At 73.4% G+C, this 21,673-nt stretch carries 21 protein-coding genes; 9 read left to right on the top strand and 12 right to left on the bottom strand.

All coding sequences use genetic code 11. The annotated features are described in order from the left end of the window. Positions 1 to 62: 62 nt before the first annotated feature. Positions 63 to 611 carry a PadR family transcriptional regulator gene (locus ACLWS4_RS01575; RefSeq protein ID WP_049652276.1) on the bottom strand — a complete coding sequence of 183 codons (549 nt, stop codon included), beginning with the start codon at positions 609 to 611 and terminating at the stop codon, positions 63 to 65. 184 nt (positions 612 to 795) lie between these two features. Between ACLWS4_RS01575 and ACLWS4_RS01570 the strand changes: the two genes are divergently transcribed. Further along, positions 796 to 1,269 carry an SPW repeat protein gene (locus tag ACLWS4_RS01570; RefSeq protein WP_310593178.1) on the top strand — a complete coding sequence of 158 codons (474 nt, stop codon included), beginning with the start codon at positions 796 to 798 and terminating at the stop codon, positions 1,267 to 1,269. Positions 1,270 to 1,400: 131 nt separating this feature from the next. Here ACLWS4_RS01570 and ACLWS4_RS01565 read toward each other — a convergent pair whose 3' ends face one another. Together ACLWS4_RS01565 and ACLWS4_RS01560 are read right to left on the bottom strand one after the other, a co-directional pair. Then, entirely contained in the window at positions 1,401 to 2,807 is a 1,407-nt protein-coding gene (locus ACLWS4_RS01565; RefSeq protein WP_074004214.1) for a class II fumarate hydratase, read from the bottom strand. Positions 2,808 to 2,941: 134 nt separating this feature from the next. Then, positions 2,942 to 3,697: a carbon-nitrogen hydrolase family protein gene (locus tag ACLWS4_RS01560; protein WP_416873115.1), complete on the bottom strand. Its 756-nt coding sequence runs from the start codon at positions 3,695 to 3,697 to the stop codon at positions 2,942 to 2,944. Between the two features lie 366 nt (positions 3,698 to 4,063). On the opposite strand from ACLWS4_RS01560, the gene ACLWS4_RS01555 reads away from it, so the two are divergent. Continuing rightward, positions 4,064 to 6,070, top strand: a complete 2,007-nt coding sequence (locus tag ACLWS4_RS01555) for a cholesterol oxidase substrate-binding domain-containing protein (protein ID WP_416873114.1) — start codon at positions 4,064 to 4,066, stop codon at positions 6,068 to 6,070. Between the two features lie 33 nt (positions 6,071 to 6,103). On the opposite strand, the gene ACLWS4_RS01550 is transcribed toward ACLWS4_RS01555, so the two are convergent. After that, positions 6,104 to 6,742 carry a helix-turn-helix domain-containing protein gene (locus tag ACLWS4_RS01550; protein ID WP_416873113.1) on the bottom strand — a complete coding sequence of 213 codons (639 nt, stop codon included), beginning with the start codon at positions 6,740 to 6,742 and terminating at the stop codon, positions 6,104 to 6,106. A 174-nt stretch (positions 6,743 to 6,916) separates the two neighbouring features. Here ACLWS4_RS01550 and ACLWS4_RS01545 point away from each other — a divergent pair, with 174 nt between their 5' ends. After that, positions 6,917 to 7,681 (top strand): AzlC family ABC transporter permease, encoded by a 765-nt coding sequence (locus ACLWS4_RS01545; protein ID WP_416873112.1) that lies wholly within the window; start codon positions 6,917 to 6,919, stop codon positions 7,679 to 7,681. Next, positions 7,681 to 7,989: an AzlD domain-containing protein gene (locus ACLWS4_RS01540; protein ID WP_369808302.1), complete on the top strand. Its 309-nt coding sequence runs from the start codon at positions 7,681 to 7,683 to the stop codon at positions 7,987 to 7,989. The genes ACLWS4_RS01545 and ACLWS4_RS01540 overlap by 1 nt, the downstream gene beginning before the upstream one ends. A 79-nt stretch (positions 7,990 to 8,068) precedes the next feature. Here the strand turns inward: ACLWS4_RS01540 and ACLWS4_RS01535 are convergent, their stop codons facing one another. Next, positions 8,069 to 8,395, bottom strand: a complete 327-nt coding sequence (locus ACLWS4_RS01535; protein ID WP_416873111.1) for a hypothetical protein — start codon at positions 8,393 to 8,395, stop codon at positions 8,069 to 8,071. A gap of 89 nt (positions 8,396 to 8,484) precedes the next feature. Beyond that, positions 8,485 to 9,024, bottom strand: a complete 540-nt coding sequence (locus ACLWS4_RS01530; protein ID WP_416873110.1) for a GNAT family N-acetyltransferase — start codon at positions 9,022 to 9,024, stop codon at positions 8,485 to 8,487. Positions 9,025 to 9,124: 100 nt separating this feature from the next. Between ACLWS4_RS01530 and ACLWS4_RS01525 the strand changes: the two genes are divergently transcribed. The 5 genes from ACLWS4_RS01525 (at position 9,125) to ACLWS4_RS01505 (ending at position 14,446) form a co-directional block, all read left to right on the top strand. Next, positions 9,125 to 10,312 carry an acyl-CoA dehydrogenase family protein gene (locus ACLWS4_RS01525; RefSeq protein ID WP_049652265.1) on the top strand — a complete coding sequence of 396 codons (1,188 nt, stop codon included), beginning with the start codon at positions 9,125 to 9,127 and terminating at the stop codon, positions 10,310 to 10,312. 75 nt (positions 10,313 to 10,387) lie between these two features. Next, positions 10,388 to 10,765 (top strand): hypothetical protein, encoded by a 378-nt coding sequence (locus tag ACLWS4_RS01520; protein WP_049652263.1) that lies wholly within the window; start codon positions 10,388 to 10,390, stop codon positions 10,763 to 10,765. A 318-nt stretch (positions 10,766 to 11,083) separates the two neighbouring features. Beyond that, entirely contained in the window at positions 11,084 to 11,962 is an 879-nt protein-coding gene (locus tag ACLWS4_RS01515; RefSeq protein WP_416873109.1) for an alkaline phosphatase family protein, read from the top strand. 414 nt (positions 11,963 to 12,376) lie between these two features. After that, positions 12,377 to 12,859: a hypothetical protein gene (locus ACLWS4_RS01510; RefSeq protein WP_049657923.1), complete on the top strand. Its 483-nt coding sequence runs from the start codon at positions 12,377 to 12,379 to the stop codon at positions 12,857 to 12,859. Between the two features lie 285 nt (positions 12,860 to 13,144). Further along, the gene (locus ACLWS4_RS01505) at positions 13,145 to 14,446 is read left to right on the top strand and encodes a multidrug effflux MFS transporter (protein WP_416873108.1); all 1,302 of its coding nucleotides are present in this window, start codon (positions 13,145 to 13,147) and stop codon (positions 14,444 to 14,446) included. Between the two features lie 164 nt (positions 14,447 to 14,610). Here the strand turns inward: ACLWS4_RS01505 and ACLWS4_RS01500 are convergent, their stop codons facing one another. The 6 genes from ACLWS4_RS01500 to ACLWS4_RS01475 all read right to left on the bottom strand — a co-directional run bounded on the left by ACLWS4_RS01500 (position 14,611) and on the right by ACLWS4_RS01475 (position 21,587). Next, positions 14,611 to 16,668 carry a glycosyl hydrolase family 18 protein gene (locus ACLWS4_RS01500; RefSeq protein ID WP_416873107.1) on the bottom strand — a complete coding sequence of 686 codons (2,058 nt, stop codon included), beginning with the start codon at positions 16,666 to 16,668 and terminating at the stop codon, positions 14,611 to 14,613. A gap of 591 nt (positions 16,669 to 17,259) precedes the next feature. Continuing rightward, on the bottom strand, positions 17,260 to 17,835 hold the full coding sequence (locus ACLWS4_RS01495; RefSeq protein WP_416873106.1) for a hypothetical protein: 576 nt from the start codon (positions 17,833 to 17,835) through the stop codon (positions 17,260 to 17,262). Between the two features lie 213 nt (positions 17,836 to 18,048). Next, positions 18,049 to 18,996, bottom strand: a complete 948-nt coding sequence (locus tag ACLWS4_RS01490; protein ID WP_416873105.1) for an ABC transporter substrate-binding protein — start codon at positions 18,994 to 18,996, stop codon at positions 18,049 to 18,051. A gap of 44 nt (positions 18,997 to 19,040) precedes the next feature. Beyond that, positions 19,041 to 19,718 carry an ABC transporter permease gene (locus tag ACLWS4_RS01485; RefSeq protein ID WP_049657036.1) on the bottom strand — a complete coding sequence of 226 codons (678 nt, stop codon included), beginning with the start codon at positions 19,716 to 19,718 and terminating at the stop codon, positions 19,041 to 19,043. Next, positions 19,715 to 20,383 carry an ABC transporter permease gene (locus ACLWS4_RS01480; RefSeq protein ID WP_049657035.1) on the bottom strand — a complete coding sequence of 223 codons (669 nt, stop codon included), beginning with the start codon at positions 20,381 to 20,383 and terminating at the stop codon, positions 19,715 to 19,717. The genes ACLWS4_RS01485 and ACLWS4_RS01480 overlap by 4 nt, the downstream gene beginning before the upstream one ends. Continuing rightward, on the bottom strand, positions 20,373 to 21,587 hold the full coding sequence (locus tag ACLWS4_RS01475; protein WP_416873104.1) for an ATP-binding cassette domain-containing protein: 1,215 nt from the start codon (positions 21,585 to 21,587) through the stop codon (positions 20,373 to 20,375). The genes ACLWS4_RS01480 and ACLWS4_RS01475 overlap by 11 nt, the downstream gene beginning before the upstream one ends. Positions 21,588 to 21,673 lie beyond the last annotated feature (86 nt).

The raw sequence follows: 21,673 nt of genomic DNA, 5'->3' as shown, positions 1-21,673 counted from the left end.
GGAGGGGCGGGCGGCAGGGACCGGGCGTCGCCCGCCGTCCGCCGGTCGTCGGCGGTCCGCCGTCAGCCGGCGGAGGAGAGGCGGCGCAGGGTGGCGAGCACGTCGTCGAGCCAGGCGAGGGTCATCCGCTCGTACTCGATGCCGCCGCGCAGCACCACGTGCTGCAGCTGCTGCCCCGCGTCGAGCGCGGTGGCGTCGGGGAAGTCCCGCTGCTCGCCGTGCAGGTAGCGGGCGAGCAGGGCGGCATGGCCCTCGCGGTGCCGTTCGACCTCGGAGATCAGTGCGGCCGGGTCGTCGAAGGCGGCGGCCCGGATCTTGACCGCGAGCTCGTGCCGGACGGTCTCCGGTTCGACCGGTTCGCGCAGCCAGCCGGCCAGCGCGGCCCGTCCGGCCTCGGCCGCCGAGTAGACCTTCTTGTCCGGGCGTCCGTCCTGGCTGACCTCCTGCGCGGCCACCCAGCCGTCCGTCTCCATCCGCCGCAGCACCCGGTAGATCTGCTGGTGGGTGGCGGTCCAGAAGCGCCCGATCGAGCGGTCGAAGCGCCGGGCCAGCTCGTAGCCGGAGCCGGGCTGCTCCAGCAGTGAGACGAGGATCGCGTGCTCCAGTGCCATGGCCCGCATCCTGCTATGCAACGAGTTGCATAGGCAATGGCGACCCGGACGTTGAGACGCAGGTCACCGGCGTGATCCGATGGTTATCGGTTATTCCGGACTATTGGGTGCAAATCGTTGGATAAGAGCCAGAATGGGTACGGGGCAAGCGCCTTACCGGTTCCGACCACAGGAGGTGGTATCGGTGGCAACCCATATCCCGACGACGGGCATGGAGCACCATCCGGACATCGTCGAACTGCGCGAACGCTACGAGCGGGTCACCTCGACCCCCCGCGCTCAGGGCATCGAGGCCCTGGCCGTCCTGGCCGGCCTCTTCCTGGCGGCATCGCCGTGGATCGTCGGCTTCACCGCGTACAACACCCTGACCGTGACCTGCCTGATCGTCGGGCTGGCCTACACGGCTCTGATGGCCGGCTACGGGTCGGCCTACGAACGCACCCACGCGCGGGCCTGGGCGGCCGCCGCGCTCGGTGCCTGGACGATCATCTCCCCGTGGGTCGTCTCCGGGTCCGTCGCGCACGGCAAGAACATCGTGACCTGCGTCATCGTGGGCGCCGTGATGTTCCTGCTCGGCCTCGCGGCGATCTCGATGGCGACCATGACGTCGAACGGAGCATCGATGCGGCGCGGCCGGGCCGGTCGCGCCAAGGGCTGATCTTCCCCGCAGCCCGTGACCGGGGCGCGTAGGGCGCAACCGCCCGCCGCGCCCCGGCGCGCGTCCTCCGGCGAAGGCGAGGCCGGCGACCGGGACCAAGCCGTGTCACAGCCGCCGGCCGGCCCGGCCCGCTAGGGGTGCGTCATCCGCAGCACGTCCAGCGCCTCGTCCAGCTGCTCCACGGTGAGCCTGCCCTGTTCGACGTAGCCGCGCTCCAGCACCACCTGACGGATCGTCTTGCGTTCGGCCAGCGCCTGCTTGGCGACCTTCGCGGCCTCCTCGTACCCGATGTAGCGGTTCAGCGGGGTCACCACCGAGGGTGAGGACTCCGCGTACTCCCGGGCTCGTTCGACGTTGGCGGTGATGCCGTCCACCGTCCGGTCGGCCAGCAGCCGGGCGCTGTTGGCGAGCAGCCGCACCGACTCCAGGACGTTGCGGGCGAGCACCGGGAGCATCACGTTCAGCTCGAAGTTGCCGCTCGCGCCCGCCAGGGTGACCGTCGCGTCGTTGCCCACCACCTGGGCGGCGACCATCAGCACGACCTCGGGCAGCACCGGGTTCACCTTGCCCGGCATGATCGACGAACCCGGCTGGAGGTCCGGCAGGTTGATCTCGCCGAGCCCGGTGCGCGGACCGGAGCCCATCCACCGCAGGTCGTTCGCGATCTTCGTGAACCCGACCGCCACCGTGCGCAGTTGACCGCTCAGTTCGACCAGGGCGTCCCGCGCGCCCTGCGCCTCGAAGTGGTTCCTGGCCTCCGTCAGCGGCAGGTCGGTGGCGCGGGCGACCTCCGCGATGACGGCCTCCGGGAAGCCGGGCGGGGTGTTGATCCCGGTGCCCACCGCCGTGCCGCCGAGCGGGAGTTCGGCCACCCGGGGGAGGGTGGCCAGCAGCCGCTCCCGCCCGTGCCGTACCTGCGCCGCGTAGCCGCCGAACTCCTGGCCGAGCGTGACGGGCGTGGCGTCCATCAGGTGGGTGCGGCCCGACTTGACCACCCGGGCGAACTCGGCGGCCTTGCGCTCCAACGCCTCCGCGAGGTGCTCCAGAGCCGGGACCAGGTCGTGGGTGACGGCGCCGGTGGCGGCGATGTGGATCGAGGACGGGAAGACGTCGTTGGACGACTGGCTGGCGTTGACGTGGTCGTTCGGGTGGACCGGCCGGCCCAGCCGCTCCCCGGCCAGGGTCGCGATCACCTCGTTGGTGTTCATGTTGGACGAGGTGCCCGAGCCGGTCTGGAACACGTCCACCGGGAACTGGTCGTCCCAGCGCCCCTCCGCGACCTCCTCGGCCGCCGCCGCGATCGCCTCCGCCGTCTCCTCGTCCAGCACCCCGAGCCGGGCGTTCACCCGGGCGGCTGCCGCCTTGATCCGGGCCAGCGCGGCGATGTGCGCCCGCTCCAGCCGCTGACCGGACACCGGGAAGTTCTCCACCGCCCGCTGCGTCTGCGCCTGCCACTTCGCGTCGGCCGGTACCCGGACCTCGCCCATCGAGTCGTGCTCGATCCGGTACTCCTGCGGCTTCTCCTGCTGGCCACCCATCGCGCGCTGCACCTCCTGTACGGGCCCGACCGGGCCCGGAACGGATCTCCGATCACCACAGCCGCGAGCGGGGCCCGGGTATTTCCGGTGGGGGTGACCCGGTTCCGGTTCTGGTCCCGGTTCGGGCCCGGCGCCTACTGCCGAGGCAGGCCGGTACGGGCCACCTCGGCGCGGACCAGCTCGCCCGGGGCGGTACCGGCCTGGGCGACGAGGCCGCCGCCCGGGGCCCAGACGCCGGAGCCGCCCGAGCTGTCCGGGTACTCGCCGGTGGCCCCGGCGCAGGTCGCGAGCACGCACCACACCCCGTGGGCGGCGGCCCGGTCGCGGACGTGGCCGTCCCGGCGCTCGGCCTGGGCGGCGCCGGGCCCGTAGAGGGTGGAGGCGACGTAGGCGTCGATGCCGAGCGCGGCGGTCTCCTCGGCGTGCGTCGGGTCGGCGGCGTCCGCGCAGACGGCGAGGCCGAGCCGCAGACCGTCCAGCTCCAGGACGACGGGCTTCCCGCCCGGGGTGAAGCGCTCGACCTCGGCGCCGTGCAGGCGCATCTTCCGGTAGACGACCTCGGCGCCCTCCCCGGTGACCGCCAGCGTGGCGATGGACTCGCGCCCGTCGGCCTCGACCACCGGCGCCCCGACCAGGGCGACGGCGCCGGCCGCGGCGCAGGCCGCCACCAGCGGTGCGAGCCGGGCGTCCGCCGGGTCGACGGCCGGTGCGGCCAGGTCGTAGCCGGTCAGCGACAGCTCGGGGAACACCACCAGCCGGGTGCCCGCCTCCCGTACCGCCTCGGCGTGCAGGGCCACGTTCTCGGACACGGTGTCCGGACGGCCGGCGGCGGCGCAGACGGGCTGGGCGACGGCGACCGTCAGCGGCCCGGGCACGGGACGCGCGGGCACGGGCGGGTTCGCGGACGAGGGTATGGCGGGGCCTCCGGCGGGCGGGGTGGGGTGATCGCGATCAACCTATGCGCCCGCCGAGGAGCCGGGCAACAGAGTCCGGACGAGGAGCTGTGCAGGTGGACGGGGTTCCCGGGGCGGATCGGACCGATCTCACTCGAAGGAGTGAGATCCCCGGCGGGTGCTTCAAACGGCCGTACGCCCCTCCATACGCTCCAGACCGGGCCGGGCGGATTCCGGCCGGACCCGGATCGCCGCAGCTCGGCCCGGGGGGACCAGCGCGAAGGGGCGGACGGACGGATGACCACAGGACACGGCCCGAGGGGCGGAACGGGTGACGGGGCGACACCGGAGGGGATGACCCCCATGAATACCCGCATGAACGCCCAGGTGGACGCCGCTGCGGACGCCCCGACGGAGGCCTCCGCGGGCGCCCGGGCGCAGGCCCCGGTGAGAGCCTCGTCGACGGCCCCGGCGGCCCCGGCGGGCCCGCGGAGGAGCACCACCGACGGCCTCACCCGCCGACAGCTGCTGGGCGCGTCGGCGGTGCTCGGCGGCGCGGCCTGGCTGCTGCGCGGCACCGTCGGCCCGGACAGCGCCGAGGCCGCCGGGCCCGTACCGCCCGGGCTGCCCGCCGGCACCGAGCTCTACCAGCGGGTCTTCCAGAACTGGTCCGGCGAGATCCGCACCGACCAGCTGTGGACCTGCGCGCCGCGCACCCCCGAGGAGGTCCCGGCCCTCGCGGACTGGGCGCACGCCAACGGCTGGCGGCTGCGCGCCTCCGGCTACCGGCACACCTGGGCGCCGCTCACCGTCGCCGCCGGGACCCCGGAGAGCGCCCGGGTCCTGCTCGTGGACACCAGCCGGTACCTCACCGCCATCAGCGCCGACTCGCCCGGCACCGTCCGGGTGCAGACCGGCGCCACCATGGAGGCCCTGCTCGCGCACCTGGCCCAGCGCGGCCTGGGCCTGACCGCCTGCCCGGCCCCCGGCGAGCTCACTGTCGGCGGCGTGCTCGCCATCGGCGGCCACGGCACCGCCACCACGGCGGTCGGGGAGGCGCGGCCGGAGGGGCACGGCTACGGCTCGGTCAGCAACCAGGTCGTCCGGCTCACCGCCGTCGTCCTCGACCCGGCCACCGGCCGCTACACGCTGCGCACCTTCGACCGCTCCGAGGCCGACAGCGCCGCCTTCCTGGTGCACCTGGGCCGCGCCTTCCTCACCGAGGTGGTGCTGCGGGCCGGTGCCGACCGCCCGTTGCGCTGCGTCAGCCGGCTCGACATCCCGGCGAGCGAGCTCTTCGCCCGCCCGGGCAGCGGCAGCGGCACCGGGACCGGCGGCGGGCTCGGCGGAGTGCTCGGGGGAGTGCTGGGCGGCGTCCTCGGCGGCGGGAGCGGCCCGCGCACGCTCGCCGAGTTCGTGGACCGCGACGGCCGGGTCGAGGCGATCTGGTTCGCCTACACCGAGTACCCCTGGCTCAAGACCTGGAGCGTCACCCCGAACAAGCCGCTCGGCTCCCTCTCCGTCGACCGCCCCTACAACTACCCCTTCTCGGACAGCATTCCGGAGCCGGTCGCCCGGCTCGCCGGGGAGATCGTCGCCGGCGCCTGGGCATCGGCCCCGCTGTTCGGCCAACTCCAGTACCTGGTCGCGAAGGTGGGGCTCACCGGCGACATCACGGACATCCTGCTCTCCGGCGACCTGCTGCGCCGGCTGCTCAGCGGCGAGGTGCTCACCCACCTGCTCGCCGGCGGACTGCACTCCGACCTCTGGGGCCCTTCCCGCGCCCTGCTCCAGTACGTCCGCCCGACCACCCTGCGGGTCACCGCCAACGGCTACGCGATCCTCACCAAGCGCGCCGACCTCCAGTGGGTGGTGAGCGAATTCGCTGCCTACTACCGGGAGTTGCTCGCCGCCTACCAGGCCCGGGGAGAGTTCCCGGTGAACGGCGCGGTGGAGATCCGGGTCACCGGCCTGGACGACCCGGCCGCCTCCGGCGTCCCCGGCGCCCGGCCCCCGCTGCTGTCCGCACTGCGCCCGCGCGCCGACCGTCCCGAGTGGGACACGGCGGTCTGGCTGGACGTCCTGGCCTTCCCCGGCACCCCCGGACTGGAGCGCTTCGCCCGGGAGTTGGAGCAGTGGCTGCTGCGCACCTTCGACGGCACCCGGGCGGGCCTGCGGGTCGAGTGGTCCAAGGGCTGGGCCTACACCGACGCCGCCGCCTGGTCCGACCCGGACATGATCGGCCGGGCCATCCCCGACAGTCTGCGGGCCGGCGGCGGACCCGGCTGGGACGAGGCGGTCGCCGTCCTGGACCGCCACGACCCGCACCGGGTGTTCGGAAACCCCTTCCTGGACGGGCTGTTGAAGTAGTCCGTGCCCGTAAGGGGGAATGCTGACTGGTCGTCAGATGTGTTCCATGACGATCACCGCGAGGGTGTCCGGGGCCAGGGCGCGGAACACGTGCGGAGCGTCGCCCGGGTAGCTCACGTAGTCGCCCGGGCCCAGTTCCACCGGCGCCTCCGTCGGCCCGACCAGCGCCCGCCCGGCACCGATCAGCACGTGCTCGACGGTGCCGGGCATGTGCGGGTCGGAGGCCCTGGTCTCGCCCGGCTGCGCCTCGATCCGGTAGATGTCGCGCCGGGCGTTGGGCGGGCAGGAGGAGAGCACGGTGGCGGCGTAGTCGGCACGCTCGGAGTGGGTCACCGGGCCCTCGCCGGCCCGGATCACCTTGACCACCGGGCGCGGCGGGTCGACCAGCCGGCTGAACGGCACGTTCAGCGCGACCCCGAGTGCCCAGAGCGTCTCCACGCTGGGGTTGCCCGCACCCGACTCCAGCTGGGACAGGGTGGACTTGGCGATGCCCGCACGCCGGGCCAGCTCGGCCATCGACAGGCCGCTGCGCTCGCGCTCGCGCCGGATCGAGGCGGCGATCTGGCCGATCAGCTCGGTGCCGTTCCCGTTGCCGCTGCCGCCGCCGGGGCGGTTGCCGGTGCCGCCGTCGGGGCCCGTGGCCGGGGTGGTCTGGTCACTCATGCTCGCCACTCACGCTTCCTCCTGGCCCCTTCCACGTCCACGGCTCCCGGTGCGGCCGATGCCGCCGTTCATGCTGCCACGGTCGGTCGCGCCGACCGTACCGACCGCGTCGGCCATCGTTCGCCAGATCGGTCCGCCTGTTCGCCTTGACGAACGAGGCTGGAGCGGTTCACTCTAATGGACATGCGTTCGCTACTCCGAACACTGGAGCGCGCCACCCTCCGGGACGTCGCTCTGGTCTGCCTGGCCGATGCCCTCGTCGGCGCCTCCTTCGGCGCGATCAGCGTCTCCGCCGGTCTGCCGCTCTGGGTGCCGGTCGCCCTCTCCGTCCTGGTGTTCGCGGGCGGCTCCCAGTTCGCGGCGGTCGGCGTGGTGCTCTCCGGCGGCGGTGCCCTCGCCGCGGTCGCCACCGGGCTGGTGCTCAACGCCCGGCTGCTGCCCTTCGGCTTCACCGTGGCCGACGTGCTCGACGGCCCCTGGTGGCGGCGCTTGCTGGGCGCGCAGCTGCTCACCGACGAGACCGCCGCCTTCGCCCTGCAGCAGAACGAGCCGCGCCGGCGCCGCGCCGTGTACTGGCTCTGCGGGATCGCGCTGTTCGTGGTCTGGAACGTCTCGGTGCTGCTCGGCGCGCTCGCGGGCGGGCTGATCGGCGACACGGACGCGCTCGGCCTGGACGCCGCCTTCCCGGCGGTGCTGCTCGCCCTCGTCCTGCCCTCGCTCGTGGACCGCCGCATCCGTGCGGCGGCGCTGGTGGGAGCGGTGGTCGCGGTCGCCGCCACGCCGTTCGTCCCGGCCGGGCTGCCGGTGCTGCTGGCCCTCGTCGGGCTGCTGTTCGCCGGACGGCCGGCGGCGGGGGAGGCGGCCCGGAGTGCTGCGGACGAGCAGAACGTGGAGAACGCGGTGGGCGGGGAGAGTGCCGTGAAGAGCGAGAAGGAGACGGTTCGATGATGCCGCTGTACGCCGTTCTGCTGCTCGCGGCCGGAACGTACGCCTACCGGCTCGCCGGGCCGCTGCTCGCCGGCCGGCTTGCCCTCTCGGAGCGACTGCGGCACCTGCTGGCCGTCGCGGCGACAGTGCTGCTCGTGGCCCTGGTCGCGACCGGCGCGCTGACCCAGGGGCACGGCTTCGCGGGGTGGGCCCGCCCGGCGGGCGTGCTGGCCGCAGGGGTGCTCGCGCTGCGCCGGGCACCGTTCCCGGTGGTGGTGGTCGCCGGTGCGGCGACGACGGCGGTGCTGCGGCTCTGCGGGGTGGGGTGACGACTGACAGCTGACAGAGTTTGAAATCTGTTATCTGTTATCTGTCGGCTGTCATCTGTTCGCTGTCACCCGCCCTCCGTCACCCGTCCTCCGCGTCCCCCTCGGCTAGGCGCTCCGCCTGGACCTCCGGCCGCTCGCTGTCCCACAGCAGCTCCCACACCTTGAACACGCAGTGGTAGTCGCGCATGCTCCCCTGCGAGACCAGCAGGTAGGTGTCCCCGTCGCGGAGCAGCGTCCGCCGCCGGCTGTTGAACGGGTGCTGCGGGGTGTAGGAGGGGACGAGTCGCTTCAGCTCCTCGACGGCCTCCTCGCGGCTGCCCTCGACCTCGGCGAGCACCTTGCTGCCCCAGGTCCGGTCGTGCCCGGTGCCCACCGTCTCCTCCACGATCAGCGCCCAACGTGCCATGCCCTGCTCCCGTTCCGTTCCGATCCGTCGTGTTCCCCCGGCCCGCCCGGCCCGCCCGGCCCGCTTCGCCCGCTCGGGCCGTCGACCCGTCAGCGCGTCGGCGACTTGAAGAAGATGGTGGTCGGCCGGAGCACGCCCGCCGGGTCGGCCGCGAAGTCCGGCACCGAGCCGACCCGGGTCCAGCCCGCCCCCTCGTAGAGCCGCTCCGCCGGGCTCCCGGTCTCGGTGTCCAGTACCAGCAGCCGGATGCCCAGCTCCACCGCCCGTTCTTCCAGGGCCGTCAGCAGCCGTCCCGCCAGCCGGTGCCCGCGATCGGCGGGGTGCACCATCAGCTTGGCCACCTCGCCCCGGTGGCGGCCGTTCGCGGTGGTGGCGGGCCGCAGCTGCACCGTGCCGGCCAGCCGTCCGTCGGCCCGGTTCCGGGCGGTCCACAGCACCAGCCGGCCGGCCGCGAGGTCCGGGCCGAGCGCCCGCCACCACGTCCTGGCCTCGGCGGGCGCCAGCGGGGCGAGGAACCCGATCGAGGCGCCGCCGTGCACGGTCTCCACCAGGAGCCCGGCGAACTCCTCCGCCGAGTCGTCCAGCTCCTGGGCCGTCACCTCGCCGATCATGTACGCACCGTCGGACATGTCGCCATCCTCACTCGTTCGCGCCCGCCCACCGCTCGGCCGGGTGCGCGATACTCGCCGGTATTCCGCTGGTATTCCGCCGAGAGTACAAGGAGCTTCGATGACGAAGCCGACCCGGATCGACCCGTCCGACCTGCTCGCCGTCGGCGACCTGCTCTCGGACGAGGAGCGGCTGATCCGCGACACCGTCCGCCGGTTCACCGAGGAGCACATCCGCCCGCACATCGGCGACTGGTTCGAGCGCGGGGTCTTCCCGGTCCGCGAGCTGGCCCCCGAGCTCGGCGCCCTGGGCGTGCTCGGCATGCACCTCGACGGCTACGGCTGCGCGGGCGCCGACGCGGTGGCGTACGGGGTGGCCTGCATGGAGCTGGAGGCGGCCGACTCCGGGCTGCGCAGCTTCGTCTCCGTCCAGGGCTCGCTCGCCATGCGCTCGATCCACGCCTTCGGCTCCGAGGAGCAGAAGCAGCGCTGGCTGCCCGGCATGGCCGCCGGTGAACTGATCGGCTGCTTCGGCCTCACCGAGCCGGACTTCGGCTCCGACCCCGCCAACATGCGGACCCGGGCGGTGCGCAAGGGCGGTGAGGGCGGTGACTGGGTGCTGTCCGGCAGCAAGATGTGGATCACCAACGGCAGCATCGCCGACGTCGCCGTGGTCTGGGCGCAGACCGAGGAGGGCGTGCGCGGCTTCCTGGTCGAGCGCGGCACCCGCGGCCTGACCGCCACCGACGTGCACGGCAAGCTCTCACTGCGGGCCTCCGTCACCAGCGAGCTGGCCTTCGACGAGGTGGTGCTGCCCGCCGACGCCGTGCTGCCCGGGGTGGTCGGCCTGCGCGGCCCGCTCTCCTCCCTCAACGAGGCCCGCTACGGCATCCTCTGGGGCACCGTCGGAGCCGCCCGCGACTGCTACACCGCCGCCCTGGACTACGCCAAGAGCCGGATCCAGTTCGACCGCCCGATCGCGGGCTTCCAGCTGACCCAGCAGAAGCTGGTCGAGATGATGCTGGAGGTCGAGAAGGCCTACCTGGTCGCGCTGCGGATCGGCCGGCTCAAGGAGCAGGGCGCGGCCCGCCCGCCGCACATCAGCTTCGGCAAGCTCAACAACGTCCGCACCGCGCTGGAGATCGCCCGCAGCGCCCGGACCGTCCTCGGCGCCAATGGCATCACCACCGAGTACCCGGTGCTGCGGCACGCCAACAACCTGGAGTCGGTGCTCACCTACGAGGGCACCAGTGAGATCCACACCCTGGTCCTCGGCGAGGCCATCACCGGCGAGTCCGCCTACCGCTGACGGGCCGCCGCCCGCCCTTCCCGGCCCGGGAAAACCGGTGGCCGGGCCCGTCGCGGCCCGGCTACCGTCCCTGCCATGACCAGCCAGTACGTCCCGACGCGGCCCCCGACCACCACCCTCTGGCGCCCCACCGGCCCGGAGGAGCTGGCCCTGGTCGAGGCCGCCGACCGGCGCGCCTGGCCGCCCCGCCTGCCCGAGCAGCCGATCTTCTACCCCGTCCTCAACGAGGACTACGCGATCCGGATCGCCCGGGACTGGAACGTGCCCGCCTCCGGCGTCGGCTACGTCACCCGCTTCGAGGTCGACACCGCCTTCCTCGCCCGCTACCCCGTCCAGCGGGCGGGCGGCCGGACGATCCTCGAACTCTGGGTGCCCGCCGAGGAGTTGGCCGAGTTCAACCGGCACATCGTCGGCCGCATCGAGGTGGTCCACGAGTTCCGCCCGCAGTCGTGACCCGCCCCGCCGCCGGCAGCCCCGACCTGCCCCGCCGTCCGTAGCGCCGATCTGTCGCCTCCCCGCCTGCCGCCCAGTCGCCCGGAGCCCGCCGCCCGGAGCCCGCGGCGTCGGCACGGTCGGCGGGGCGGCCCGTTCCGTACGGTCCCCGTCGGCCGCGGACCGCCCCGGCGGCTTCCCGGCGCTCTTCCGACACCTCGTGGACACCCGGCGTTCGATGAGGTGACGCCGACCGGTACGGCGGTCGGTGGAGCATGGCGCGGTCGGCGGCGCCCTCGGCGGGCGCGGCCGGGTGCGCACGACCGAAAGGAACGCCCCATGTCCGCTGCCCAGTGGCCCCGCCCCCGCGTGCTCGTCGTCGGGATCGACGGTGTCCGCCACGACTACCTGGCGCAGGTGCCGATGCCGCGCCTGGAGGAGGTCGCCGCGGCCGGGTTCCTGGTGCCGGTCACCGTCGCGGACGGCACGCCCACCATGTCCGGGCCGTGCTGGACCACCATCGTGACCGGGGTCGAGCCCGCCAAGCACGGGGTCTGGGGCAACCACCTGGGCGGCAACCGGCTCGACGTGTTCCCCGACTTTGCCACCCGCCTCGCCCGGGGCGACCGGCGCCGCACCTTCGTCGCGGCCGGCTGGGACCCGCTGATGATCAACGAGTCCGGCGGCCCGCTGTTCCGCGCCCCCGGCCGGCTCTCCTACGTGGCCCCCGCCGAGGACACCCCCGAGGCCTGGGAGGCGGTGGACGAGGAGGTCGTCCAGGAGGCCGTCCACGTCCTCGGCGCCGCCGACCCCGAGGCCTCCTTCGTCTACCTCGGCGCCGTCGACGAGACCGCCCACTTCCTGGGCTGCGGCGACGAGTACCGGGCGTCCATGCGCACCGCCGACGAGCGCCTCGGCCGCCTCCTCGACGCGGTCCGCGGCCGGGCGACCTACGCCGAGGAGCAGTGGACGGTCATCGTCGTCACCGACCACGGGCACGTGGACGCCGGCGGCCACGGCGGCCGTACGGTCGAGGAGCGGACAGCCTGGGTCGCCTGCGCCGGGCACGGCATCCCGGCCGGCCCGCCCACCGGCGAGATCCGCCACCCGGACGTCGCCGCGCAGGTGTACGCCTCCCTGCTGCGCCCGATCGACCCGCACTGGACCCTCGACGGCCGCCCGTTCCCGCTGGCCAGGCCGGTACCGGCGGCGGTCTGAGCGACGGGCGGTCCGCGATCCGGGGGTACCGGTGCCCCCGGGTGCAGCAGGCCGGGCTGCGGCGGCGCCGGGCTTGAGCGAGGCTCGACCGGGGCTCGGGCCGCGCTCGACCCGGGCGTGCCGGCCTGGGCGCCGGAGCGGCATGCCTCCGAGTCCGCGGGGCCCCGGACCTGCGGGCCTCAGGGTCCCTGCCGAAGGACATACGCCTGAAGGTGGAGAAGGTACCCCGTGGGTTGGAGACAAGATCGCGACCTGGTGGTGACGATCCGACGGGTCGGGACGGGCCACGATGGTTGCACCGGACGGTGGAGCACGCCGACCGGGCCGGCGACGCGGACCTGAGCGGCCGCCGGCGGCGGAGACGAGCGGTCGGCGACGGCCGCACCGGTCACGACACGGAGAGGACAGCCGGGCATGAAGGGCATCGTGAGCAAGGTCGCGCTGGGAGTCGCTGGTACCGGCATGGCCGTCGCCGTGGCGGCCGTGGCAATCGGCCCGCGGGTGTCCGACTGGTACGACGAGCACCACCAGCAACAGGGCTCGTACGAGACCGGCACCCAGGCCAAGGCCGACCGCCGGTCGATGCCGACCTGGCTGCCCGACAACGCCTCCGGGGTGAAGTACCTGATGTCCACCAGGGGCGACGACCGCCTGCTGCGCGCCACCCTCCCGGAGGAGCGGCTGCCCGTCGGCTGCACCGCCGGGCAGCCGGGCAAGAGCGCGCACCCGGTGCCGGAGTCGCTCAAGGCCGGCTGGTTCCCCGAGGGCGTCGCGACCAAGGTCATCGGCACCTGCGGGTACTACAACGTGGCGCTGACCGGCAACCAGCTCTACGCGTGGCAGGACGGCGCGGCGGTGCAGGCGGCGCTGCGCGCCGAGCACGTCGCCAAGCGTTGAGTCCGGCGGGCACCCGAGTACTCCTGACCATTCCCGGGAATCCCTGAACACCCCTGAACACCTCTGAGCACTCCTGGTCGCCGCGACCGGGGAACGGAACGGCCCGCCGGGCACCGGAAGGTGCGGGCGGGCCGTCGCCGTGTGCGGGCCGGAAACGGGCGCCCGGCGATCCGCCCGGCGCACCCCCGCAGCCGGACAGCACGTACCCCCGCTGTCGGAACCGGACCGTGCTGCGGTAGGACGGAGCGCGAACGAACCCCACGTCGCCCGTCCGTAAGGAGAACCATGCCCGGCCCGACCGTCGGCCCCACCGACGACACGTCGACCGCTGCCGCCACCACCGCCGCCCCCGCATCCGTCGCCGCACCCGCCACCGGCCAGACCCGTCCCGGCTGGGCCGTGATCGCCGCCCTCGGCGGCCTCACCGCGCTCGGTCCGCTCACCACCGACCTCTACCTGCCGGGCCTGCCCGCGATCGCCGACGACCTGGTCGCCCAGCCGGCCGCCGTCCAGCTCACCCTGACCTTCTCGATGTTCGGGGTCGCCGCCGGGCAGCTGCTCTTCGGGCCGCTCAGCGACCGCTACGGGCGCCGGGTGCCGCTGCTCGCCGGGCTCGTCCTCTACACCCTGTCCAGCGTGGTGTGCGTGTTCGCGCCGAACCTGGCCGTGCTGATCGCGGCCCGCTTCGTCCAGGGCGCGGCCGGGTCCGCCGGGCTGGTGATCGGACGCGCCGTCTCCCGGGACCGCTTCCAAGGCGTCGCGCTGCTGCGCTTCCTCGCCTCGATCGCCCTGATATCCGGGCTGGCGCCGATCCTCGCGCCGATCATCGGCGCGCAGCTGATGCGGTTCACCTCGTGGCGCGGCACCTTCGGTGTGCTGACGGCGCTCGGGCTGCTGCTCACCCTGGTCTCGTTCGGGGTGCTGCGCGAGACGCTGCCGCCGGAGACCCGGGACCGCGGCGGGGTGGGCGCGACCCTGCGGACGATGGGACGGCTGCTGGGCAACCTGCCGTTCCTCGGGCTGGCGCTGACCAGCTCCCTCGCCTTCGGGGCGCTGTTCGGCTACATCAGCGGGTCGTCGACGGTGCTCCAGCACGTGTACCAGGTCTCGCCGCAGACCTACAGCCTGCTGTTCGGGCTGAACTCGTTCGCGATCGTGGTGATGACCCAGGTGAACGGGCGCGTGCTGGCGCCGCGCTTCACGCAGCGGGTGCTGATGCTGGGCAGCCTCGCGGCGGCGGTCGCCGCCGGGGTGGCGCTGGTGCTGCTGACCACGGTGTGGGACTTCGGGCTGGCCGGGTTCTGCCCGCCGCTGTTCGTGATGATGGGCAGCCTGGGCGTGCTGCTGCCGAACACCGCCGCCCAGGCGCTCGGCCTGGTCGAGCCGCAGGTGGCGGGTACGGCGTCGGCGCTGCTCGGGACGGGCAACTTCCTGTGCGCCGCGGTGGTCGCGCCGCTGAGCAGCCTCGGCGGTCAGCCGTCGGCGGTGCTGCTGGCGCTGGTGGTCCTGGTCTGCGGGGTGCTCGCGACGGTGGTCTACCTGGCGCTGTGCCGACCGGAGCGGATGCGGGCGGCGGTGGAGGGCTGACGGGAACGGGCGGCAGGTCGCGGCCGGACGACTGACGGCGGACGGATGACAGCGAACGGGTAACAGCGAACAGAAGACAGATGACAGCTGACAGATGTTGAAATCTGTCAGCTGTCATCCGTTATCCGTTACTCGTCAATCGTCATTCACCACCCAGGGCGGCCTCAGGCGATGGAGAAGTCATCCCCGTACACGTTGCCCTGGCCGTACCAGCCGTGCAGGTACACGGAGACGGTGCCGTTGGCGCCGGTGGTGAAGGGGACGGACACCTTGGTCCAGCCGGAGGAGTTGGCCCACGCGCTGGCGGTGGCGCCGCCGTTGACACCGATGTAGGCGTAGTTGCCCTGCACCCAACCGCTCAGGGTGTAGCTGGTGTTGGGCTTCAGCGTGACGGTCTGCGCGCACTCGCCGGTCTGGGCGGCGGTGGCCGCGGCCTGGAGGGCCTTGGTGCCGGAGTGGACCGGGGTGGAGACCACGGCGCCGCCGCTCTGGCAGGTCCACGGGGCCAGGCTGCCGCTCTCCAGGTCGCCGTTGACCAGGCCGGTGGTCGGCGTGGTCCCGGTGACGGTCAGCGTGTAGGACGCGATGTGGTTGCCGGAGGCCCCGGTGGCGCTGATGCCCAGCGGGTAGGTGCCCGGAGTCACGGCCGAGCTGGTGGAGATGTTCAGGGTGGCGCTGTTGCCGGCGGTGACGCTGCCGGGGGTGATGGTGGCGGTGATGCCGGGGACGGGCTGGCTGACGACCGCGAGGTTGAGGTTCTGCGCCGAGCCGGCGGTGACCGCCGTCGAGATGGTCGCCGAGACGGACGAACCAGCAGCGACCGTACCGGAGTTCGGGTTCACGGCGACCGAGAAGTCATTGCCGGGCTGGGTGCCGGTGACGGTCAGGGTGAAGGTGCCGGTGTGGCTGCCGGAGGCCGCCGAGCCGGTGACCGTGATCGGGTAACTCCCGGGCGTCACCGAGGAGGTGGTGGAGATGTTCAGCGTGGCGCTGTTGCCGGCGGTGACGCTGCCGGGGGTGACGGTGGCGGTGACGCCGGCCGGGGCGCCGCTGACCGTGAGGTTGACGCTCTGCGCGGAGCCCGCCGTCACGGCCGTCGCGATGGTGGCCGAGGTGGATGAACCGGCCGCGACCGTGGCGGAGTTCGGGCTGGCCGACACCGAGAAGTCGTTGCTCACCGTCGAGCCGCTGGTGAACGGCGCGAAGACGTGGGTGAAGTCCCAGGTGTTCTGGGCGATCCCGGAGCAGTTGTCGTTGCCGGCCGTGCCCGGGCAGCCGCCGTTGTCGCGCTGGAGAGCCCAGAAGGACAGCGTGTTGATGCCCTTGGAGACCGCCCAGTTGTACACGGTGGTGGCGTTGGCCAGGGTGAAGGTCTCGGCCGGACCGAAGTCGTCGACACCGATCATCTCGGTGATCCCGATCGAACCCCACAGCTGGGCGGGGGTCTTGGACGGGTAGAGCTTGGCGAGCTGGTTGTAGAGGCCTTGCGCGGAGGTCTGGGTGTCGGCCGCCATGTCGTGGGCGGCGTTGTCGTAGTAGTCGAAGGTCATCATGTTGACGACATCGATCCGCGCGTTGTTGCTGACCGCGTTCTTCAGCACCGCGAGACCGCTGCTGGCCAGCCCGGAGGTGGTGGTGGGCAGCGTGTAGGAGAACTGGATGTTCCGCCCGTTGGCGGCGGCCCAGTCCTGCACGAGCTTGATGGCCTTGTTGCGGCGGTCGATCCCGGCGGTGTTGGTCAGCGAGTTGTCCTCGATGTCGAGGTCGATCCGGCTGACGTCGTAGGTGGTGATCACGTTCTGGAAGGCGGCCGCGATCTGGTTGACGTCGGTGCAGCTGTCGGCGATCTCGGTGCCGGTGTTGTCGGCGGTGTAGCCGCCGAAGGACGGGATCACGTCCCCGCCGTTGGCGCGGATGGTCGCGATGTCCGCACCGAACGTGGAGGAGGACACCGGCTTGGAGGTGTCGCCGTTCCAGTACGGCGTGCAGGAGCCCTTGGTGGCGGCCTGGAGGAACGCCATGGTCAGGTGCTTGGCACCGGACTGCGCGGCCAGCTGGGCCGGGCTCTGGCCGGTCCAGGACTCGAAGTAGGGGGCGAAGACCCGGCTGGGGAGCGGGGTGGCGGCCTGGGCGGAGCTCGTCCCGGCGGCGACCAGGCCGGCCGAGGCGGCCAGCGTGGCGCAGGCCGTCAACACGGCCTGGACTGTTCGGCGGAGGCGCATGGATTCTCCAACAGACTTGGTGGGGCAGGACGTTGGGGAGGTGCGGTCGGTCCGGGTGGGGCGGCCGTGTGGGGTCGGCGGCGGCCCCGGGACCGGGTCGGAACCGGGAGTACGGGGAAGTGCGGGGGAGTGCGGGCGTGCGAAGGCCCACCGACTCGCGTGGACGCGGGCGGCGTGCGGAAGCGCGCGCCGTACGGAGCGGGGGTGGAGCGGAGCATGGCAGGGCATGGCAGTGCCTCAGCCGCCGGTGGTCACACCCCCACAGTGCATCCCGGTCGGATCGACATGCTTATGTTTGGACTAGACCACTGGTCTGTCAAGAGTCCTAACAGTTCGTCAGCACACGGCCCGCGCGACGGAAGGGTGGCGGACCGGCGTCGGGACGGGTGGGCCGCCGGTGGGGCCCGCCGGGGGGAGGGCGTCGGACGCTCCGGGCGGCGGTGAGGGGGCGACGCCGGGCGGCGGTGGGGGCACCGGAAACGAGAAGACCGTGGCCGCGCACCCGGAAAGGGGCGCGGCCACGGCAGCCCGGCGCTCAGGACACCGGGCGGATCATGGTGCTGCGGACCAGCGGACCAGCGGATCGGCAGGTCAGCGGGACGGCGGGCAGAGCGTGGCGAGCAGCGCGTCGTTGATCTTCGTGGCGGTGTCCGGCCCGAAGCCCTGCGGGTGGTCGGCGGAGGTGAAGCGCTGGTTGGCCAGGTCCGCCAGCTTCTGCTTGTCCTTGGGGAACTGGTACATCGACTGGCACTGGTTGCGCGCCCGGTCCATGGCCTGGTCCGGCTTGCCGCCGACGATCGCTGGGTCGATCGCGTCCAGCGCGGAGACGAGCTTGGCCGTCACGTCGGTGCCCGGCTTGGCGGGCAGTCCGGCGTCGGCGGGCGGCGCGGGCTTGGACGGTGCGGGGGCTCCCGAGGCGCCGGCGTCAGGGGCGGGCGCGCCGGTGCCGCCGCCGGCCGTGGGGGCGGCCGGGTCGGACCCGGGGGCCGCGGGCGTCGTCGCCGCGGGCGTGGCGGCGTCGGAGGGCGCGGTGGCCGAGGCGGCGGGGGCGGTGGGGGAGCCGGCCGCGGAGGTGGCCTTGCCCGAGTCCGATCCGGAGCTGGAGCAGGCAGCGAGGCTCACCGCGGCGAGTGCCGTGAGGGTGGCGGCGAGGAGACGAGTGCGCATGGCGCCCAGACTGTCATGTTCGCGCCGCAGAAGGGAAGGTCCCTTCAGTGGCCGGAAAGCACCTGGAGAGCACCTGGAACGCACCTGTGAGCGCACACGCGAGCGCACCCGGAAAGCCCCGGGACGGTGCCTCCGGAACGGCGGACGGCGGCCCGGAGGAGCTTCCTCCGGGCCGCCGCGTTCACGCTCCACGGCCGCCGGGCCGAATCGCCGTCAGCCGAGGCCGTTGGACTTCAGCCAGTCCTTGGCGACCGCCGACGGGTCCTCCTTGTCCACCGACACTCGCTTCATCAGCGCCACCAGCCCGGCCGTGTCGAGCTTGGCCGACACCGCGTTGAGCGCCGCCGTCGCGGTCGCGTCCACGCCCGCCTTGTTGACCAGCGGGGTGACGTTCTGGGAGCCGAAGATGTTCTTCGGGTCGGCCAGCGGGACCAGCTTGTACTGGACGATCTTCGGGTCGGTGGTGAACACGTTGCCGACCTGGATGCTGCCGTCCTTGAGCGCGTTCGCGGTGGCGTCGCCGGTGGGCTTCCACTCCTTGAAGGTCAGCCCGTAGACGTCCTTGAGCTGCTGCTCGCGGCGGCTCTTGAACTCCGGCGGCCCGCCGATGGTGTACTCGCCGGCCTTGGCGGCGAGGTCGGCGATGGTCTTGAGGTTGTCCTTGTCGGCCGTCTCCTGGGTGACGCTGAGCGAGTCCTTGTCCTCGGCCGGGGAGGACTCGAGGATGCCCAGCGTGGCGGGCAGCGTCTTGGCGAGCTCCGCGTTCACGTCCTGGGTGGTGACGGCGGTGGACTTGGCGTCCAGGTAGGCGAGCAGCGAGCCGTTGTACTCCGGCAGGACGGTGAGGTTGCCGCTCTGCAACTGCCCGTAGAGCACCTCGCGGCTGCCGATGTTGAACTTCTCCTGGACCTTCACGCCCTTGGCCTTGAGCGCCTGCGAGTAGATCGACCCGAGCAGGACGTTCTCCGGGAAGTTGGCCGAGCCGACCACCACGGTCGAGCCGGACCCGCCCGCGCCTCCCGTGGTGGCCGAGGCGCTCGAACCCCCGTCGAGCGGGTTGCCGCCGGAGGAACCGCAGGCGGTGGCGCCGAGGGTGAGCGCGGCGAGGGTGCCGAGGGTGCCGAGGGCGGCGACGCGGCGGCTTCGGTTGATTGTCGACATGGTGACAGATGTCCTTCCGGAACGGGAGGGGAGGGGGAACGGAGTCAGCGGGGCCGCTGCTGGGCGCGCACCCCGGGCGGGAGCGCGAACCGGGCGAGCAGGGCGAAGAACAGCTGGGCGACGACCGCGAGCAGGACCACCAGCAGCGCGCCACCCACGGTCACGGCGTACTTGCGGGTCGCCAGCCCGTCGATGACGTAGCGGCCGAGGCCGCCCAGCCCGACGTAGGCGGCCACCGTGGCGGTCGCGATCACCTGCACGGTCGCGGTGCGGAAGCCCGCCAGCAGGGTCGGGGCGGCCGAGGGCAGGCAGACCTGCCACAGCACCTGGGGGTGGGTCAGCCCGATGCCGCGCGCCGCGTCCCGGACGTCCGGGTCGGTGCCGCGCACCCCCTCGACGGCGGCCACCAGCAGCGGCGGCGCGGCGAGCGCGACCAGCGGGACCAGTACGGCGGTGTCGCCGACCCCGGCGAGCAGCACCGCCAGCGTCACCAGGCCGAGGGTGGGCAGGGCGCGGGCGGCGCCCGCGAGCGCGGTCACCACGGTGACGCCGCGCCCGGTGTAGCCGATCAGCAGCCCGAGCGGGACGGCGAGCAGCGCCGCGAACAGCAAGGCCGCGCCGGAGAGCAGCAGGTGCTCGGAGACCCGGTGCACGATCGAGTCCGGCCCGCTGAGGTGGTCCGGGTCGGTGAAGAAGTCGCTCAGCCAGTTCAGCCAGTTCACGAGCCCGCTCCCTTCTCCCGGACGGCCCAGGGCGCGAGCAGCCGCCGGGCGGCCACCAGCACCAGGTCGACGGCCAGCGCGAGGACGGCGATCAGCACGATGCCGGCCAGGATCGGGGTCGGGAAGGTGCGCTGGAAGCCGTCGACGAACAGGTAGCCGAGCCCGCCGCGACCGACCAGCGCGCCGACGCTGGCCAGCGAGATGCTGGACACCGCCGCGACCCGCAGTCCGGCGATCAGGTACGGCACGGCGGCGGGCAGCTCGACCGAGGTCAGCCGGTGCCACGGCCCGTACCCCATCGCGGTGGCGGCCTGCCGGACGGAGTCCGGGACGGCGCGCAGCCCGTCCACGGTGGTCGGCAGCAGCACGGCGAGGGCGTAGAAGGTGAGCGGGATCATCACCGTCGCCTGGGTGGCGAGGCCGGTGTACGGGATCAGCACCACGAACACGGCCAGCGAGGGCAGCGCGTAGACGATGTTGAACACGGCGGAGAGCGGCTGGTACAGCCGGGGGTAGCGGGCGCAGGCCAGGCCGAGCGGGACGGCCAGCAGCAGGCCGATGAGCACGGGGACGAGGGCGATCACGGCATGGTCGGCGAGCAGGTGGCCCAGGTAGCCGAGGTGGTCGCCGATCCAGTACCAGCGGACGATCGGTTCATCGTCCACCGTCGGCTCCGTCCGTGCTGCCCGTGCCGCCCGTTCCGTCCGGGTCGGATGCCCCGCCCGGGTGGCCGCCGGCGGCCGGGGGCTTGTCGGTGCGGACGGGCGCATCAGCGGCCGGCGAACCGGTGGCAGACGGACCAGTGGCAGGCGGACCGGCGGCCAGCGGGCCGGAGGCGTCGGGCCGCAGGGCGGCGAGGACGGCCTCGCGGCTCGCGGTGCCGGTGACCCGGCCCTCGGCGTCCAGCGCGACCGCGACCCCGGCGGGGGAGAGGACGGCGGCGTCCAGCGCCGTGCGCAGGGTGTCGGCGTCCGGGCGGAAGGCGGCCGCCGGGTGCAGCTCGGCGGTGACGGCGTCGCGGTCGATCCAGCCGATCGGGCGGCGCCCGTCGTCCAGGGCCAACTCCCAGCCGCCGTACCGGAGTCCGTCGCCCACCGGGCGGATCCGGACGCCGCTCGCGGGGCGCAGGGCGAGGCCGCGCAGGCCCCGGTCGCGCCCGAGGAAGGCGGCCACGCCCTCGTCGGCGGGGGTGGTGAGCAGGGTGTGCGGGTCGGCCAGTTGGGCGATCCGGCCGTGTTCGCGCAGCACCACCACCTGGTCGCCGAGCCGGACGGCCTCCTCGATGTCGTGGGTGACGAACAGCACCGTCTTGTGCAGCTCGGACTGGAGCCGCAGCAGCTCCTCCTGGAGCCCGGCCCGCACCACCGGGTCGACCGCGCTGAACGGCTCGTCCATCAGCAGCACCGGCGGGTCGGCGGCCAGCGCGCGCGCCACGCCGACCCGCTGCTGCTGGCCGCCGGACAGCTGGAACGGGTACCGCTTGGCGGTCTCGGGCGCGAGCCCGACCAGTTCGAGCAGTTCGGCGGCGCGGGCGCGGGCCTTCTTCCGGTCCCAGCCGAGCAGGTAGGGGACGGTGGCGATGTTGTCGATCACCTTGCGGTGCGGGAAGAGCCCGGCCTGCTGGATCACGTACCCGATGCCGCGGCGCAGCTTGGCGGGTTCCAGCTTCGCGACGTCCGTGTCGTCCAGCAGGACCCGGCCCGAAGTGGGCTCGACCATCCGGTTGACCATGCGCAGCAGGGTGGTCTTCCCGCAGCCGGACGGTCCGACCAGGACGGTTATCCGACCGGTCGGGACCTCCAGGTCCAGTCCCTCGACGGCGATGGTGCCGTCGGGGTGGCGCATTCCCGCGCCCTCGAATCTGATCACGTGGAGTTTCCTCGTCAGGGCGCCCCGGAAAGGCGGCGCCTGGGTCGTTCGGTCGTTCGGTCAGGGTCGTTCGGTGGCGGCGGTTT

Source organism: Kitasatospora sp. SC0581, assembly GCF_048159585.1.
Taxonomy (GTDB): domain Bacteria; phylum Actinomycetota; class Actinomycetes; order Streptomycetales; family Streptomycetaceae; genus Kitasatospora.
This window is presented reverse-complemented; position numbering and strand designations above follow the sequence as displayed.